The 15,042-nt window shown below is 73.3% G+C and carries 7 protein-coding genes; 6 read left to right on the top strand and 1 reads right to left on the bottom strand.

The features are described 5' to 3' along the window. Positions 1-15 precede the first annotated feature (15 nt). The 4 genes from MW084_RS00250 to MW084_RS00235 are packed head-to-tail and all read left to right on the top strand — an operon-like array spanning position 16 to position 3,678. Positions 16-837: a [LysW]-aminoadipate kinase gene (locus tag MW084_RS00250; protein WP_029553527.1), complete on the top strand. Its 822-nt coding sequence runs from the start codon at positions 16-18 to the stop codon at positions 835-837. Then, on the top strand, positions 834-1,898 hold the full coding sequence (locus MW084_RS00245; protein WP_010470989.1) for a M20/M25/M40 family metallo-hydrolase: 1,065 nt from the start codon (positions 834-836) through the stop codon (positions 1,896-1,898). The genes MW084_RS00250 and MW084_RS00245 overlap by 4 nt, the downstream gene beginning before the upstream one ends. Then, positions 1,895-2,728, top strand: coding sequence for a transketolase (locus MW084_RS00240; RefSeq protein WP_010470987.1), 834 nt, complete (start codon positions 1,895-1,897; stop codon positions 2,726-2,728). Before MW084_RS00245 ends, MW084_RS00240 begins: the two co-directional genes overlap by 4 nt. Next, positions 2,716-3,678: a transketolase family protein gene (locus MW084_RS00235; RefSeq protein ID WP_010470984.1), complete on the top strand. Its 963-nt coding sequence runs from the start codon at positions 2,716-2,718 to the stop codon at positions 3,676-3,678. The genes MW084_RS00240 and MW084_RS00235 overlap by 13 nt, the downstream gene beginning before the upstream one ends. 16 nt (positions 3,679-3,694) lie before the next feature. Here the strand turns inward: MW084_RS00235 and MW084_RS00230 are convergent, their stop codons facing one another. After that, a complete protein-coding gene (locus MW084_RS00230; protein ID WP_010470982.1) occupies positions 3,695-5,086 on the bottom strand; it encodes a DegT/DnrJ/EryC1/StrS family aminotransferase in 1,392 nt (463 codons plus the stop codon). Between the two features lie 240 nt (positions 5,087-5,326). On the opposite strand from MW084_RS00230, the gene MW084_RS00225 reads away from it, so the two are divergent. Together MW084_RS00225 and MW084_RS00220 are read left to right on the top strand one after the other, a co-directional pair. Then, entirely contained in the window at positions 5,327-7,078 is a 1,752-nt protein-coding gene (locus MW084_RS00225) for a condensation domain-containing protein (RefSeq protein WP_010470980.1), read from the top strand. Positions 7,079-7,095: 17 nt separating this feature from the next. Beyond that, positions 7,096-15,027 carry a non-ribosomal peptide synthetase gene (locus tag MW084_RS00220; RefSeq protein ID WP_010470978.1) on the top strand — a complete coding sequence of 2,644 codons (7,932 nt, stop codon included), beginning with the start codon at positions 7,096-7,098 and terminating at the stop codon, positions 15,025-15,027. The last annotated feature ends 15 nt before the right edge of the window (positions 15,028-15,042 follow it).

Genomic DNA, 15,042 nt, shown 5'->3' with positions numbered 1-15,042 from the left:
AGGTTGATGAAGCGAATGCGGGACATTCTCGTGGTCAAATGCGGTGGAAACGCCGCCGTGCGGTCGGAGGCGATCTGCGCGGACGTCGCCGCCGTGCACCGGGGCGGCAGGCCGGTGATCCTCGCCCACGGCGGTTCGGCCGACATCGACAGCCTTGCCGAACGCCTCGGAGTCCCTTCCCGCCGACTCGTCGCCCCGGACGGGGTGTCGACCCGGTACACCGACGAACGAACCCTCGAAGTGGTGCAGTTGGCGCTGGCCGGCTCCGTCAAGCCCCGTCTGCTGGCCGCTCTGCGCGCGTGCGGGGTGAACGCGGTCGGGCTGACCGGCCTGGACGCCGGACTCCTGGTGGCCGCCCGCAAGTCGGCGCACCGCGCGCTCGTCGACGGACGCCGGGTCGTGGTCAGGGACGACCACAGCGGACGGATCGTCGAGGTGAACGGCGACCTGCTGGCCACGATGCTCGCGGCGGGGCTGCTGCCCGTGGTGTCGCCGCCGGCCCTGGCCCGGGACGGCCGTGTGGTCAACACGGACGCCGACCGCGCCGCCGCGGCCGTCGCGGGCGCCGTCCGGGCGAGCACCCTCGTGCTGCTCACCGGGGCGAGGGGGGTGCTGGCCGACCGGCACGACGAACGGTCGGTGCTCCCCGTCTGCCGTGTTCCCCGCCGGGGAACGCCTCCGGTGGTCACCGGGGGAATGGGGATCAAGCTGATCGCGGCCCGCGAGGCACTGCTGGCCGGTGCGAACCGCGTCCTGATCGCGGACGGCCGCCGCCCCCGTCCGGTCCGGGAGGCCCTGGCGGGCTCGTGCACCGAAGTGCTCCTGGAGGAAGAGTGACGAGGTTCTCCGACCCGGCCGCGGTCGAACTGCTCCACGGCATGCTGAGGATCCCCTCGCCGTCCTTCGCGGAGTCGGAGCTGGCCGGCCATCTGGCGGACGCCATGAGCGGAGCCGGTCTCGCCGCGCGGATCGACGGCGCGGGCAACGTGATCGGGGAGATCCGGCACGGCCCGGGGCCGACGGTGATGCTGCTCGGCCATATGGACACCGTACCGGGGGACGTCCCGGTGCGGATGGCCGGCGACCGCTTGTACGGCAGGGGCGCGGTCGACGCCAAGGGGCCGCTCGCCACGATGATCTGCGCGGCCGCCGGCAGCACCGGGTTCCGCGGCCGGATCGTCGTCGTGGGCGTGGTGGAGGAGGAGACCCCGATGTCCCGGGGCGCGGTGGGGATCCGCCGTACGCACGAGCCGCCGGACGCCCTGGTCATCGGCGAGCCCAGCGGCTGCGACACGGTCGTCCTGGGGTACAAGGGGAAGATCGACCTCCGCTACCGGGTGCGGTGCGAGGCGACCCACCCCAGCAACGTCGTGCCCAAGGCGTCCGAGCTGGCGACCCGGGCGTGGACGGAACTCCTGGAGCTGCTCGGCCCGGAGGCGAGCCACGCCCGGTTCGACCGTCCCGGCCCGACCCTGATGTCGATCGACGGCGGACTGACGTCCGCCACCGCGGAGTTCAGCATCCGCGTCCCCCCGGACTTCGACGGCGAGGGCCTGGTGGCCGCACTGTCCGAACGGTCGGCCCCTGGCATCCTCCAGGTCGTCAACACGGTGCGTGCCTGCCGTGTCGGCCGCAACGATCCCGTGGTGCGGGCCCTCACGGTCGCGATCCGCGCGCAGGGCGGAAGCCCGAGGGCGAAGGTGAAGACCGGCACCTCCGACATGAACACGCTGGCGGAGGAGTGGGCGGTGCCGATGGCCACCTACGGGCCGGGCGACAGCAGCCTGGACCATTCCGATCAGGAACACATCAAACTGTCCGAGTACCTGTTCGGCATCCGGGTGCTGACCCGGGCGCTGGCCGAACTCGACGGGCATCTCACCGGAGAGGGCCGATGAGCGACGACCACGCGCGCAGGGCACGAGAACTCATCGTGCGCATGTGCGCCAACCCGGAGGGCGGCCACCTCGGCGGATCGATGTCCATGGTCGAGATCCTGGTCACGCTCTACCACCACGTGCTGCGGATCGACCCGCGGCTGCCGCAGGCGCCGGACCGGGACATCCTGCTGCTGAGCAAGGGCCACGGCGCGATCGGACTGTACGCCGTCCTGGCGGAGCGGGGCTTCTTCCCCGAGGAGCGACTGGCGGGCTACGGCGCTCCGGACAGCGTGTTCACCGCACACCCGAACCCGGCCGTCCCCGGGGTCGAGATGCCCACCGGGTCGCTCGGGCACGGACTGCCCCTCGGCGTCGGCTTCGCGCTCGCCGCACGGCTGGACGGGAGCGACCGGCGCTGCTTCGTCGTGCTCGGCGACGGCGAACTGCAGGAGGGCTCGGTCTGGGAGGCCGCGATGGCCGCCGGCGCCCAGCGACTGGACCGGCTGGTGGCGATCGTCGACCGCAACGGGCTGCAGATCAGCGGCGACACGGAGGAGACCGTGGGCCTCGAACCGCTGGGGGACCGCTGGCGCGGCTTCGGGTGGGCGGTGCGCGAGGTCGACGGGCACGACACGGACCAGTTGCGTGCGGCCCTGTCGCACGTCCCGTACGCCCCGGGCAGACCGACCGTCGTGCTGGCCCGCACGGTCAAGGGCAAAGGACTGCCCTACATCGAGGGCCAGGCCCGCAGCCACTACGTCCGGCTCACCGAACGCGGGCACCGGCGTGCCCGTGCGGCGGTGACGCGCGGCGAACCGACCCGAACGGAGACGACATGTCCGTCGTGACGACCGAACCCGCCGTGCCGGGCCAGGACCGCGCGGCCCGGGAGATCTACCGGGACGTCCTGGTCGAGCTGGTCGGCGAGGACGAGCGCTACGTGTGCCTGGACAGCGACACCGGCCTGTTCTCCGCCACCTCCTGGGGCGAGGGCGCACGGCGGTACCTCAACCTCGGCATCGCGGAACAGAACCTGATGGGCGTGGCGGCGGGGCTGGCCAGGTCCGGCCGGATCCCCTTCGTCAACACCATGGCGACCTTCGCCGCCACCCGTGCGCTGGAAGCGGTGAAACTCGACATCGCCTGGAACGACCTGCCGGTGAGGATCGCCGCCACCCACGGCGGGCTCTCCGCCGGCCACCTCGGGACCACCCACCACTCGCTGGAAGACCTCGCCGTCATGCGGATGCTGCCGAACATGACGGTGCTGGTACCCGCGGACGGCCCCGCCACCGAGACCCTGGTCCGGGCCTGCGCGGAGCTGCCGGGGCCGGTGTACCTGCGCCTGGGGCGCGGCGCGACGCCGGCCCTGGCAGCGCGGGAGCCGGTACGGATCGGGGTCGCGCAGTCCCTGCGCCGGGGAACCGACGTGACGCTGATCGCCACCGGCCCGTACCCCGTGCTCACCGCGCTCCGGACCGCCGACGAGCTGGCCGGTGCCGGGATCGACGTGGCCGTGCTCAACATGCACACGGTCAAACCGCTCGACCAGGAGGCGATCGTCACGGCCGCCACCCGCACGCGCGGCATCGTCACCGTCGAGGAGCACTGGGCGGCCGGGGGCCTCGGTTCCGCGGTGGCCGAGGTCGTGGCAGACCTGGGCGCCGCCTGTCCGGTACGGCGGGTGGCGGTGGCCGACCGGTTCGCCGCCGGCACCGGCGGACACCGCCACCTGCTGGCGCGCAACGGGATCTCCGGCGCTGCGGTGACGGAGCAGGTGCGGCGGCTGCTGGCCTGAACCGCCGGCGTCGGGGTCACCGACCGCCGAACGCCGCCGACCACTCGGCGTCGGCGATCCGCGAGGCGCGTTCCCAGTGCGGCGTGTGGGCCGCCGTCCCGGCGACGGCGGCCAGCGCGTCGCGGTGCTGCCAGACCTTCTCGAACCCGTCGGCGTACCTGGCGAGCAGCGGTCCCGACTCCGGGTGCAGGTGCGCCTTCTGGAGGGTGAAGGAGTCGTCGAGGACCCGCAGGGTCGCGGGGAAGTCCTCGGGACGGTAGGGGCGGGCCGCGATGCCGGGCAGCGCCCACGGGTAGGCGCCGAACCCGCGCCGTTCGGTGAACACCCGCTGCGCGGGCAGCGGCTGGAGTTGGTAGGGCGCGGCGGGCACCCCTTCGGCACGCAGGGCCCGCTGCACGACGGCGCGCAGCGGACCCGCGAACTCGTCGGCCAGCCCGAAGGCGGCGGGGTCCACCCGGAAACGCAGGATGTGCCAGGCGTGAGTGCGGTCCCGGGGGACCGTCGGCACCAGGAAGCCGGGGTACGCGGCCAGCCGTTCCAGCAGCCGGCGGACGTTCTCCTCGCGGACGGCCGCCTCGGCGGGGAACCGCGTGAGACGGCTGCGGGTGAAGGCCGCCTGCATCGCGTTCGGTTTGCAGTTCCAGCCCAGCAGGTGCGCGACGTAGCTGCGTTCGCCGTCGGCCGCGATGAGTTCGCCGAACTGCCGCAGCATGGTCGCCTTCGTCGCAACGTCCGCGTCGTCGGTCGTGATCAGACCGCCCTCGCCGCAGGTGGCGAGGTTCTTGCTGACGTTGAGGCTGAACGTGTTCACGGCACCGATCGAGCCCACCGCCCGGCCCCGGTACCGGGCGCCGTGCGCCTGCGCGGCGTCCTCGACCACGGCGATCCCGTGCCGGGCGGCGATCGCGGTGATCCGGTCCAGGTCGGCGGGCAGACCGTGCAGGTGGACCACGACGACCGCCTTGGTACGGGGGGTGATCGCGGCTTCGAGCGCCGCGGGGTCCAGATTGAACGTGACGGGGTCGACGTCCGCGAAAACCGGCACGGCCATGAGGTGAAGCGGAGCGGTGGCGCTGCCGATGAAGCTCAGGGCGGGCACGACGACCTCGTCGCCGGCTCCCACGCCCACGGCGCTCAGCGCGACCGACAGCGCCGCGGTCCCGTTGCTCACCGCCACGCAGTGCTCCGTACCGACATGCCGCGCCCACTCCCGCTCCAGCCCCGTGATCTCCTGCTCCCCCGACGAGGCGGAGGTGAACCGGCCGGACCGCAGCACCCGGCGGACCGCCTGCTCGTCCTCCTCGGTCACCATCGGCCAGGGCCGGATCCGCAGTCCCCTGGGCACGGCCCGTTCGCCGCCGAACATCGCAAGGTCGCCCGCCGACCGGACCGGCTGCTGCATCGTCATCGTCGCTCCTCTTCCCGAGGTGATTCCACCTGGACGTCGCACCCGCCAGTGTCGGCGTGCGCCGTTGCGTCCGGCGGCAATCCCACCGGCAATCCACGCGCCCCGCCCCGCGATCCCCCCGGATTGCCGCCGCGACTGCCGCCGGCGGCGACCACCGCTCGATAACTTCGTCGTCGATTCCAGATCGGACTCGAAATGAGGGAATACGTGACCAGCCCTTTCGCTGAACCGAATTCGAGCGTGACCGGGCGGAATCCGGTCACCCGGCGCCAGCGCCTCCTGTGTGAACTGGTCGCCGACCTGCTTCGGGTGAGCGACGTGGGGCTCGACGACGGCTTCGTGGCGCTCGGCGGGGACAGCATCATCGCCATGCAGCTCGTCAGCCGGGCACGGAAAGCCGGTCTGCGGATCACCGTCGGTGACGTGCTGAGTCACCGCGACATGGAAGCACTGGCGGAGGCGGCCACCACGGTCGACCGGGAGTCGGCACCCGTCGCGGACGACGGGGTGGGGCCGGTCGCCGCCACGCCCGTCATGCGCTGGTTCCGGGAACGCGGCGGCGGGGTGGACACCTACAACCAGTTCGCGGTCCTGCGTACGCCTCCGGGGCTGACGGAGACCCGCCTGGTCTCGATGGTGCAGGCCCTGCTCGACCACCACGACGTCCTGCGCCTGCGGTTGTCCGTGCCCGGCGGCGAGAAGGACTGGGTGCTCGAGACCCTGCCGGCGGGCACGGTCGACGCAGCCCCGGCCGTCCGGCGGATCGACGCGGCGGGGCGCCTCGAGTGCGACCGGGCCGCGCTGGTCCGACAGGAGTCGGACGCGGCGCGCGACAGGCTCCGCCCGCGGGAGGGCAACGTCCTCCAGGCCGTGTGGTTCGACGCCGGACCGGATCGCCGGGGCGAGCTCGCGCTGGTCGTCCACCACCTGGCCGTCGACTCCGTCTCCTGGCGTGTCCTGATCGCCGACCTCGCGGCGGCCTGGCGAGCGGTCGAGGAAGACGCCGCCGTCGCCCTCGAACCGGTACCGACCTCGTTCCGCCGCTGGTCCCGGCTGCTCGGCGAGCAGGCGCACGCACAGGAGTGCGTCGCCGAACTCCCCTACTGGCTGGAACGGCTGCGCCCCGGCGCCGCCGGGTTCGGCGACCGGGCGAGGGTGCCCGGCGACGACCGGGAGAGCCGGGACCGCTGCTTCACCGAGTCCCTGCCGGCCGAGTTCACCGAGGAGTTGCTGACCACGGTGCCGGCGTTGTTCAACGCCGACGTCAACGACATCCTCCTCGCCGGTCTCGCACTGGCGATGGGGGACTGGCACCGCGGACGCGGCACGGCGGGCGACGGCACCGCGCTGCTGCACCTGGAGGGCCACGGCAGGGAGGCCGCGCTCGCGGACGTGGACCTCTCCCGGACCGTGGGCTGGTTCACCAGCATGTTCCCCATCAGGCTCGAACTGGGCGAGGTGGACTGGGCGGACGTGGACGCCGCCGGGCCCGCGGTGGGAACCGCGGTGAAGCGGATCAAGGAGCAGGTGCGCGGCATCCCCGACAAGGGGGTCCGGTACGGCCTCCTCCGCTACCTGAACCCGCGGACCGGCGCGCTGCTGGAACAGGCGGCCCGGCCGGAGTTCGTCTTCAACTACCTGGGCCGCTTCGCGGTCTCGGACGACGCCGACTGGTCGGTCGTACCGGAGTACGGGACCGGCCTGGACGACGCGGGGCCGGGCATGCCCATGGCCCACAGCATCGAGGTGAACGCGGCCACGGTGGACCGGGCGGACGGCCCGGTGCTGCAGGCCACCTGGACCTGGGCCGGCGGCGTCGTGTCCGAGGCGGACACGCGCGAGCTGGCGGAGACGTGGTTCCGGATGCTGCGGACCCTGGTCGCGCACGCCCGCCGACCCGGAGCGGGCGGACTCACCCCGTCCGACCTGACCCTGAGCTCGCTCAGCCAGCGCGAACTCGAAGAAATCGAATCCGACCTGCGGGCCGTCTGAGGAAGTTGGCACTGAAGATGAGTCAGTCGGTAGTCGAGGACGTCCTTCCCCTGTCGCCCCTCCAGGAAGGACTCCTCTTCCACGCGCTGTTCGACCGGAAGAAGCACAGCCCCTACCTCGCGCAGTTCGCGGTGGACCTCGACGGGCCGGTGGACACCGCGCTCCTGAGGACGGCCGCGGAGACCGTGATGCGGCGCCACGCCACACTGCGGTCCGGGTTCCGGTACCGGAAGTCGGGTGAACCGATACGGGTGGTCCGCCGCGACGTCCCGCTGGAGTGGCGGGAGATCGGACTGGGGCGGGAAGAGGACGCGCGGCGGCGGTTCGCCGAACTGACCGAGCAGGACTGGGCACAGGGCATCGACGTCGGCGGGCCGTCGTTGATCCGGTTCACTCTCGTCGGGCACACCGCCCGCCGCCACCGGCTCCTCGTCACCGCCCACCACCTCCTGCTGGACGGGTGGTCCTTCGCCCTGCTGTTCCAGGAGCTGTTCGCGCTGTACTCCCGGGGAGGCGGCACCGCCGGCCTGGCACCGGTGCGTCCCTACCGGGACTACCTGGCGTGGCTGGCGGGGCAGGACCGGGCCGGCGCGGAGCGGCACTGGGCGACGGCCCTGGAGGGGATCACCGAACCCACCTTCGTCGCGCCCGCCGACTCCCGGACCGGGCCGCCGCCCAAGGAGGTGGAGGTGCTGCTGCCGGCGGAGACGACGGCGCTGCTGACCGCGCGCGCCCGGCAGAACCACGTCCTGCTCAACACGGTGTGCCAGGGGGTGTGGGCCGTCCTGGTCGGCTCGCTCACCGGGCGCGACGACGTCGTGTTCGGCTCGACGGTCAGCGGCCGCCCGGCGGAGCTGACCGGCGCGGACTCGATGATCGGGATGCTCATCAACACGGTCCCGGTGCGGGTGCGGCTGGACCGTGCGGCCTCGGTGAGCGCACTGTTCGAACAGATCCAGTCGGGACGCTCCGCGGCGCTCGACCACGACCACCTCGGCCTGGTGGAGATCCAGCGCCTCACCGGCTGCCCCACCGCGCTGTTCGACACCAACGTGGTCTTCGACAACTTCCCGATGCACGACTACAGGGTCGACTCGCCCGACGGCGAGCTCCAGGTGGACGTCACGTTCCGCGACAGCGCGCACTACCCGCTGACCCTCGCCGTCGAGCCGGGCGAGCGGCTCGCCCTGCGCCTGCACTACCGCCCGGACCTGTTCACCGACGCCGAGGCGGCCGACCTCGCCGAACGGCTGAGGCTGCTGCTGGAGCAGGTGGCCGCCGACCCGGACCGGCCGCTCTCCGCGCTGACCGTGCTGTCACCCGACCAGCGCGACCGGGTCGTACGGAAGTGGAACGACACCGCCGTCGAACTGCCCGAGGTGACGCTTGCCGAGCTGTGGTCGCAGCAGGTCCGGCGCACGCCGCACGCGACGGCCCTGGTAGCCCCCGACGAACGGCTGAGCTACGCCGAGCTGGACGCGCGAGTGGACCGGCTGGCGTCGCGGCTCGTTCACGGGGGCGCGGGCCCGGACCGGGTCGTGGCCGTGGCACTGCCCCGTTCGGTGGATCTCGTGGTCGCGATCCTCGCCGTGGTCAGGGCGGGCGCCGCCTACCTGCCGGTGGACCTGGAGCACCCCGCCGGGCGGATCGCCGCGATGATCGAGGATGCCGGCCCGGTCCTCGTACTGACCGACTCGAAGAGCGCCGACGCCCTTCCCGCCTCCCCGCCGAGGCTGCTGCTCGACGAGCCGGTCGCGTCCGCCCCCGCCCGGCCGGTACGCCGGCATCCGGCGCACTGCGCCTACGTCATCTTCACCTCCGGATCCACCGGACGGCCCAAGGGCGTCATGGTCCCGCACGCGGCCATCGTCAACCGCCTGCTGTGGATGCAGCGGCAGTACCGGCTCACCGGCGCCGACAGGGTGCTGCAGAAGACCCCGGCCGGCTTCGACGTGTCGGTCTGGGAGTTCTTCTGGCCGCTGATCTCCGGCGCGACCCTGGTACTGGCGAAGCCCGGCGGACACCGCGACCCCGGCTACCTCGCCGAGCTGATCCGGCGGGAGTCGGTGACCGTCACGCACTTCGTGCCCTCGATGCTGCAGGCGTTCCTCCGGGAGCCCGGTGCGGCCGACTGCACGGGCCTGCGCCGGATCATCTGCAGCGGCGAGGCCCTGCCCGCGGAGACGCAACGCGAACTGTTCGCCACGCTCGGCTCCACCGAGCTGCACAACCTCTACGGGCCGACCGAAGCCGCCGTCGACGTGACCCACTGGCGGTGCCGCCGGGACGACGGGGGAAACTCGGTGCCGATCGGCCGACCGCTGGCCAACGTGTCGGCGTTCGTACTGGACGGTGCGCTGCGACCGGTGCCGCCGGGAGTGGTGGGCGAGCTGTACCTGAGCGGGATCCAGCTCGCCAGGGGGTACGCCGGGCGCCCCGCGCTGACCGCCGAGAGGTTCGTGGCCTGCCCCTTCTCGGCGGGGGAGCGGATGTACCGGTCCGGTGACCTGGTCCGGTGGACCGCCGGCGGCGAGCTGGAGTTCGTCGGCCGCGCGGACGCGCAGGTGAAGATCCGGGGCTTCCGCGTGGAGCCCGGCGAGATCGAGGCCGCGCTGGCCGGCCATCCCGAGGTGGCGCAGGCCGCGGTCGTCGTCCGGGAGGACCGGCCGGGCGACCGGCGCCCGGTCGCGTATGCCGTGCCCCGGTCCTCCGGCCTCACCGGCAGGGAGCTTCGCCGGTTCGTGTCGGGCATCCTGCCCGACTACATGGTCCCCGCCGCCGTGGTCCTGGTCGAGACCATGCCGACGACACTGAACGGGAAACTCGACCGTGCCGCGCTGCCGGAGCCGGACCGGACCGCGAGCGCCGTGCGGGAGCCGCGCAGTCCGCGCGAGGAGATCCTGTGCGAACTCTTCGCGGAAGTACTGGGAGTGCCCCGCGTGGGGACCGACGACGACTTCTTCGACCTGGGAGGGCACTCCCTCCTGGCCCTCCGGCTGCTCTCCCGGATCCGGTCGGTCCTGGGGGAGGGGTTCGAGATCCGGGACCTGTTCGCCGAACCCACGGTGGCCGGACTGGCCCGGCTGACCGGGACCGCGCGTCCGGCGCCGACCGCCCGCGCGGGGTCGGAGCCCGTGCCCCTGTCGCCCGCCCAGCGACGGCTGTGGTTCCTGAACCGGATGGAGCACGGCGAAGGGACGTACAACGTGCCCGTCGCGGTCCGCCTCACCGGGACGGTGGACGGGGACGCCCTGGCACGGGCGCTCGCGGACGTGACGGAACGGCACGAGAGCCTGCGCACGGTCTTCCCCGAGGACGGCGGCGAACCGCGCCCGGTGCTCCTGGACCCGGCCCCCGGGATCGAGGTCGTCGAGGTGGCGCCGCCCGACCTCGCCGGCGCCATGGCGGAACGGGCCCGCCACCGGTTCGACCTCACCGAGGACGCCCCCCTCCGGGCCACGCTGTTCCTGCTCGGCCCCGAGCAGCAGGTACTGCTACTGGTCGTCCAGCACATCGCGGCCGACGGGTGGTCCCTGCGTCCCCTGCTCAGGGACCTCGCCCTGGCCTACACCGCCCGGTGCGGGGGGACCGCACCGGACTGGCCGCCGCAGCCGGTGCGCTACGCCGACTACACGCTGTGGCAGCGGGAACTGCTCGGCGACGCCGAGGACCCGACGAGCCTGATGAGCCGCCAGCTGGAGTACTGGCGCACCCGGCTGGCCGGCCTGCCCGCGGAGCTGACGCTGCCGGCGGACCGGCCGCGCCCCGCGGTGGCGGCACACTCCGGAGGGATCGTCCCCGTCCACTGGGGGCCGGATCTGCACGGCAGGCTGCTCGAACTCGCCAGGTCCACCGGCTGCACGCTGTTCATGGCGGTGCAGGCGGGCTTCGCGGCGCTCCTGACCCGTATGGGCGCGGGCACCGACATCCCCTTCGGCACCCCGGTGGCGGGCCGGTCGGACAGCGCGTTCGACGACCTGGTCGGGTTCTTCGTCAACACCCTGGTGCTGCGTACCGACACCGCGGGCGACCCCGGGTTCACCGAACTGCTGCGGCGGGTCCGGGACACCGACCTGGAGGCGTTCGCCCACCAGGACGTCCCGTTCGAGCGCGTCGTCGAGGACCTGCGGCCCGAGCGGTCGCTGTCCCGGAGCCCCCTGTTCCAGGTCATGGTCCAGGTGCAGCACGCCGAGGACACCACCCTGGGCTTCGCCGGACTGCACGGCGAGCGGATCCCGGTGGACTGGGACGTCGCGAAGTTCGACCTCAGTCTTGAGCTGGTGGACGAACGCGACGCCCGAGGCGCGCCGGCCGGACTGACCGGCTACCTCGAGTACGCCGAGGAGCTGTTCGACCGGACCACCGCCGAACAGCTCGTGACGCGCCTGCGGCGCCTGCTGGAACAGGTGCTCGCCGCCCCGGAACGACCGATCGGCGCCGTCGACGTGCTCTCGGACGAGGAACGGCGGCTCCTCCTCCCCGGGCGCCCCGCGCCCGCACCGCGGGCCGTGTTCCTGCCCGACGCGTTCCGGGAGCAGGCCGCCCGCACCCCGGACGCGACGGCGCTGGTCTTCGAGGACACCGCGATGACCTACGCCGAACTCGACGCGTCCGCCACCCGGCTCGCCCACCGCCTCGTGGGCCGGGGCGCGGGCCCGGAACACGTGGTGGCGGTGGCTCTGCCCCGGTCCGCGGCCCTGGTGGTCGCCCTCCTGGCCGTACTGAAGTCGGGCGCCGCGTTCCTGTTCGTCGACCCGGCCTACCCGGCCCGGCGGATCGCCTACCTGCTCGAGGACTCCGCCCCCGCCCTGGTCGTCACCGACAGGGCGACCGCCGCGTCGCTGCCCGTGTGCGAACCGGTGTTCGTCGACGGCCCCGTCCTCGACGACGAGGCGCCGGGCGAACTCCGGACCGCCGTCGCCGCGGACCATCCGGCATACGTCGTGTACACCTCCGGATCGACCGGCCGGCCCAAGGGCGTGACGGTGACCCACGGCGGGCTGGCCAACCTGCTGGCCTTCTACCGCGCGGAGGTCATCGCCACCGCCGAGCGGACACGCGGCCCGCGCCGCTGCCGGATGGCACTGACGGCGTCCCTCTCCTTCGACACCTCGGTCGTCGGCCTGCTGTGGCAGGCCGCCGGCCACGAACTCCACCTGATCGGCGACGACACCCGCCGCGACCCGGCCGCCATGGCCCGGTACATGGACCGGCGCGGCATCGACGCCCTCGACGTGATGCCCAGCTACGCCGAGGAACTGATCCGGCAGGGGATGCTCGATCCGGCCGGAACGCCGCCCGCGGTGGTGATGACCGGCGCGGAGACCGTGGGCGAGAAGCTGTGGGCACGGATCCGGGAGACCGAGGGCACCACCGTCTACAACATCTACGGACAGACCGAGACCACGGTGGACAGCCTCTTTTGGACATCGGACGAGAGCGACCGGCCCCTGATCGGCCGTCCGATCGCCGGGGTGGACGTGTTCGTGCTCGACCCGGGACTGCGGCCCGTCCCGCCGCGGGTGGTCGGCGAACTGTACGTCGCGGGCGCCCAGCTGGCCCGGGGCTACGTGAACCGCCCCGGCCTGACCGCGGAACGGTTCGTGGCGAACCCGTTCGGCCCGGGCCGGCGCATGTACCGCACGGGCGACCTGGTCCGGTGGACCGGCGACGGCGCGCTGGAGTTCCTCGGCCGGGCCGACGACCAGGTGAAGATCCGCGGCTTCCGGGTCGAACTCGGCGAGGTCGAGGCGGTACTGGCCCGCCACGAGGACGTCGCGTACGCGGTGGCGGTCCTGCGCGACGACCACCCCGGCGACAAACGCCTCGTCGCATACGTGCTCGTGCGGGACACGGAGACCGACGTGCGGCGGCTGCGCGAGTTCGCACGGCAGAATCTGCCGGACTACATGGTGCCCGCCGCGATCGTGGTGATCGACGAACTGCCGCTGACACCGAACGGGAAGGTGGACAGTGCCGCGCTGCCGAAACCGGCGTATCCCGCCGGCACCCGGCGCGCGCCGCGCGATCCGCGCGAGGAGCTCCTGTGCGGACTGTTCGCGGAAGTGCTCGGCCGCGACGCGGTGGGCATCGACGACGGCTTCTTCGACCTCGGCGGCCACTCCCTGCTGGCCGTGCGGCTGAGCAGCAGGGCGCGCTCCGTCCTCGGCGTGGAACTGCCGACCCGCCTGCTGTTCGGCACCCCCACCGTGGCCGGGCTGGCGGAGCGCCTCGACGACATGCTCCCCGCCAGGCCGGCCCTCCGGCCGGGGGGACGCCCGGACGTGCTGCCGCTGTCCCACGCCCAGCAGCGGCTGTGGTTCCTGAACCAGTGGGAGGAGACGGGCACCGCCTACAACCTCCCCGTCGCCCTCGGCCTGTCCGGGCCGCTGGACGTGGAGGCCCTCGAACAGGCGCTGTCCGACGTCACGGACAGGCACGAGAGCCTGCGGACGGTCTTCGTCGAACGGGGCGACCGGCCGGTGCAGTCGGTGCTCGCACCGGAGGAGGCCCGGCCGGCACTGGTGCGCCGGGAGGTGTCCGAGGCCGAGGTCAAAGCGGCGGTGCGCGCGGCCGCGGACCACCGGTTCGACCTGGCCGCACGGCCCCCCGTGATCGCCCACCTGCTCACCACGGGCCGGGACGACCATCTGCTGCTGCTGGTGTTCCACCACATCGTCTGCGACGGCTGGTCGCTCGGACCGCTCCTGCGCGACCTCTCCACCGCCTATGCCGCCCGCACGCGGCGCGAGGCCCCCCGGTGGGACGACCTGCCGGCACAGTACGCCGACTACGTGCTGTGGCAGCGGGAACTGCTCGGCGGCGAGGACGACCGGGACAGTGTGCTCTCCCGCCAGCTGGACCACTGGCGCACCCGACTGGCCGGCCTGCCGGTGGAGCTGGCCCTGCCGACGGACCGGCCCCGGCCCGAGACCGGCGACCGGGCCGGCGGGTCGGCGGACATCGCGTGGGGACCGGAACTCCACCGGAGCCTGCTCGCCGTCGCCAGGGAGCACGACTGCACGTTGTTCATGGTCCTCCAAGCCGGATGCGCCGCCCTGCTCAGCAGGCTGGGCGCGGGGACGGACATCCCGATCGGTACCCCGGTGGCCGGCCGGTCGGACAGCGCGCTCGACGACCTGGTCGGGTTCTTCGTCAACACGCTGGTCCTGCGGACCGATGTCTCGGGGAACCCGAGCTTCGCGGAGCTGCTCCGCCGCGTCCGGGCCACCGACCTCGCGGCCTACGAGCACCAGGACGTCCCGTTCGAGCGGCTGGTCGAAGCGGTGAACCCGCCGCGCTCACCCGGCCGTCACCCGCTCTTCCAGGTCATGGTCCAGCTCCAGCACGCGACCGCCACCCCCGAGTTCCCCGGCCTGCGGGCGGCCGAGCGGCCGGTCCCGTCGACCACCGCGAAGTTCGACCTGGTCGTCGACGTGGAGGAGCGGCTCGACCAGGACGGAGCACCGGCGGGGCTGGCCGGCACCCTGACGTACCCGACCGCGCTGTTCGACGCCTCGACGGGGGAGCGGCTCGCGGACGGCCTGCGCCGGCTGCTCACGCAGGTCGCCGAGGACCCGGAGCGGCCGGTCGCCGACCTCGACGTGCCACCCGTCCAGGACCGGCGGCCCCGTCACGCCACCGCAGGGCCGACCCCGCAGGACGCGGCACCGGCCGCCACCGGCCCGCGCACGGCGCACGAGGAGGTGCTCGCCGAGCTGTTCGCCGCGGTGCTCGGCCGGGACTCGGTCGGCGTCGACGACAGCTTCTTCGTCCTGGGCGGGCATTCGCTGCTGGCGATGCGGCTGATCTCCCGGGTGCGTTCGGCCCTGGGGCTGGAACTGCCGGTCCGCGAGTTCTTCCGGGCCCCGACCGTCGCCGGGGTCGCCGCCTACCTGGCCAACGCCCGGCCCGCCCGCCCGGCGCTGCGGCCGGCCACCCCCCGCTGACGGCGGGGCGTTCAC

Source organism: Streptomyces sudanensis (assembly GCF_023614315.1).
GTDB classification, from domain to species: Bacteria; Actinomycetota; Actinomycetes; order Streptomycetales; family Streptomycetaceae; genus Streptomyces; species Streptomyces sudanensis.
The sequence above is the reverse complement of the archived record's forward strand: the minus strand, read 5'-3'. Positions and strand labels throughout refer to the sequence as shown.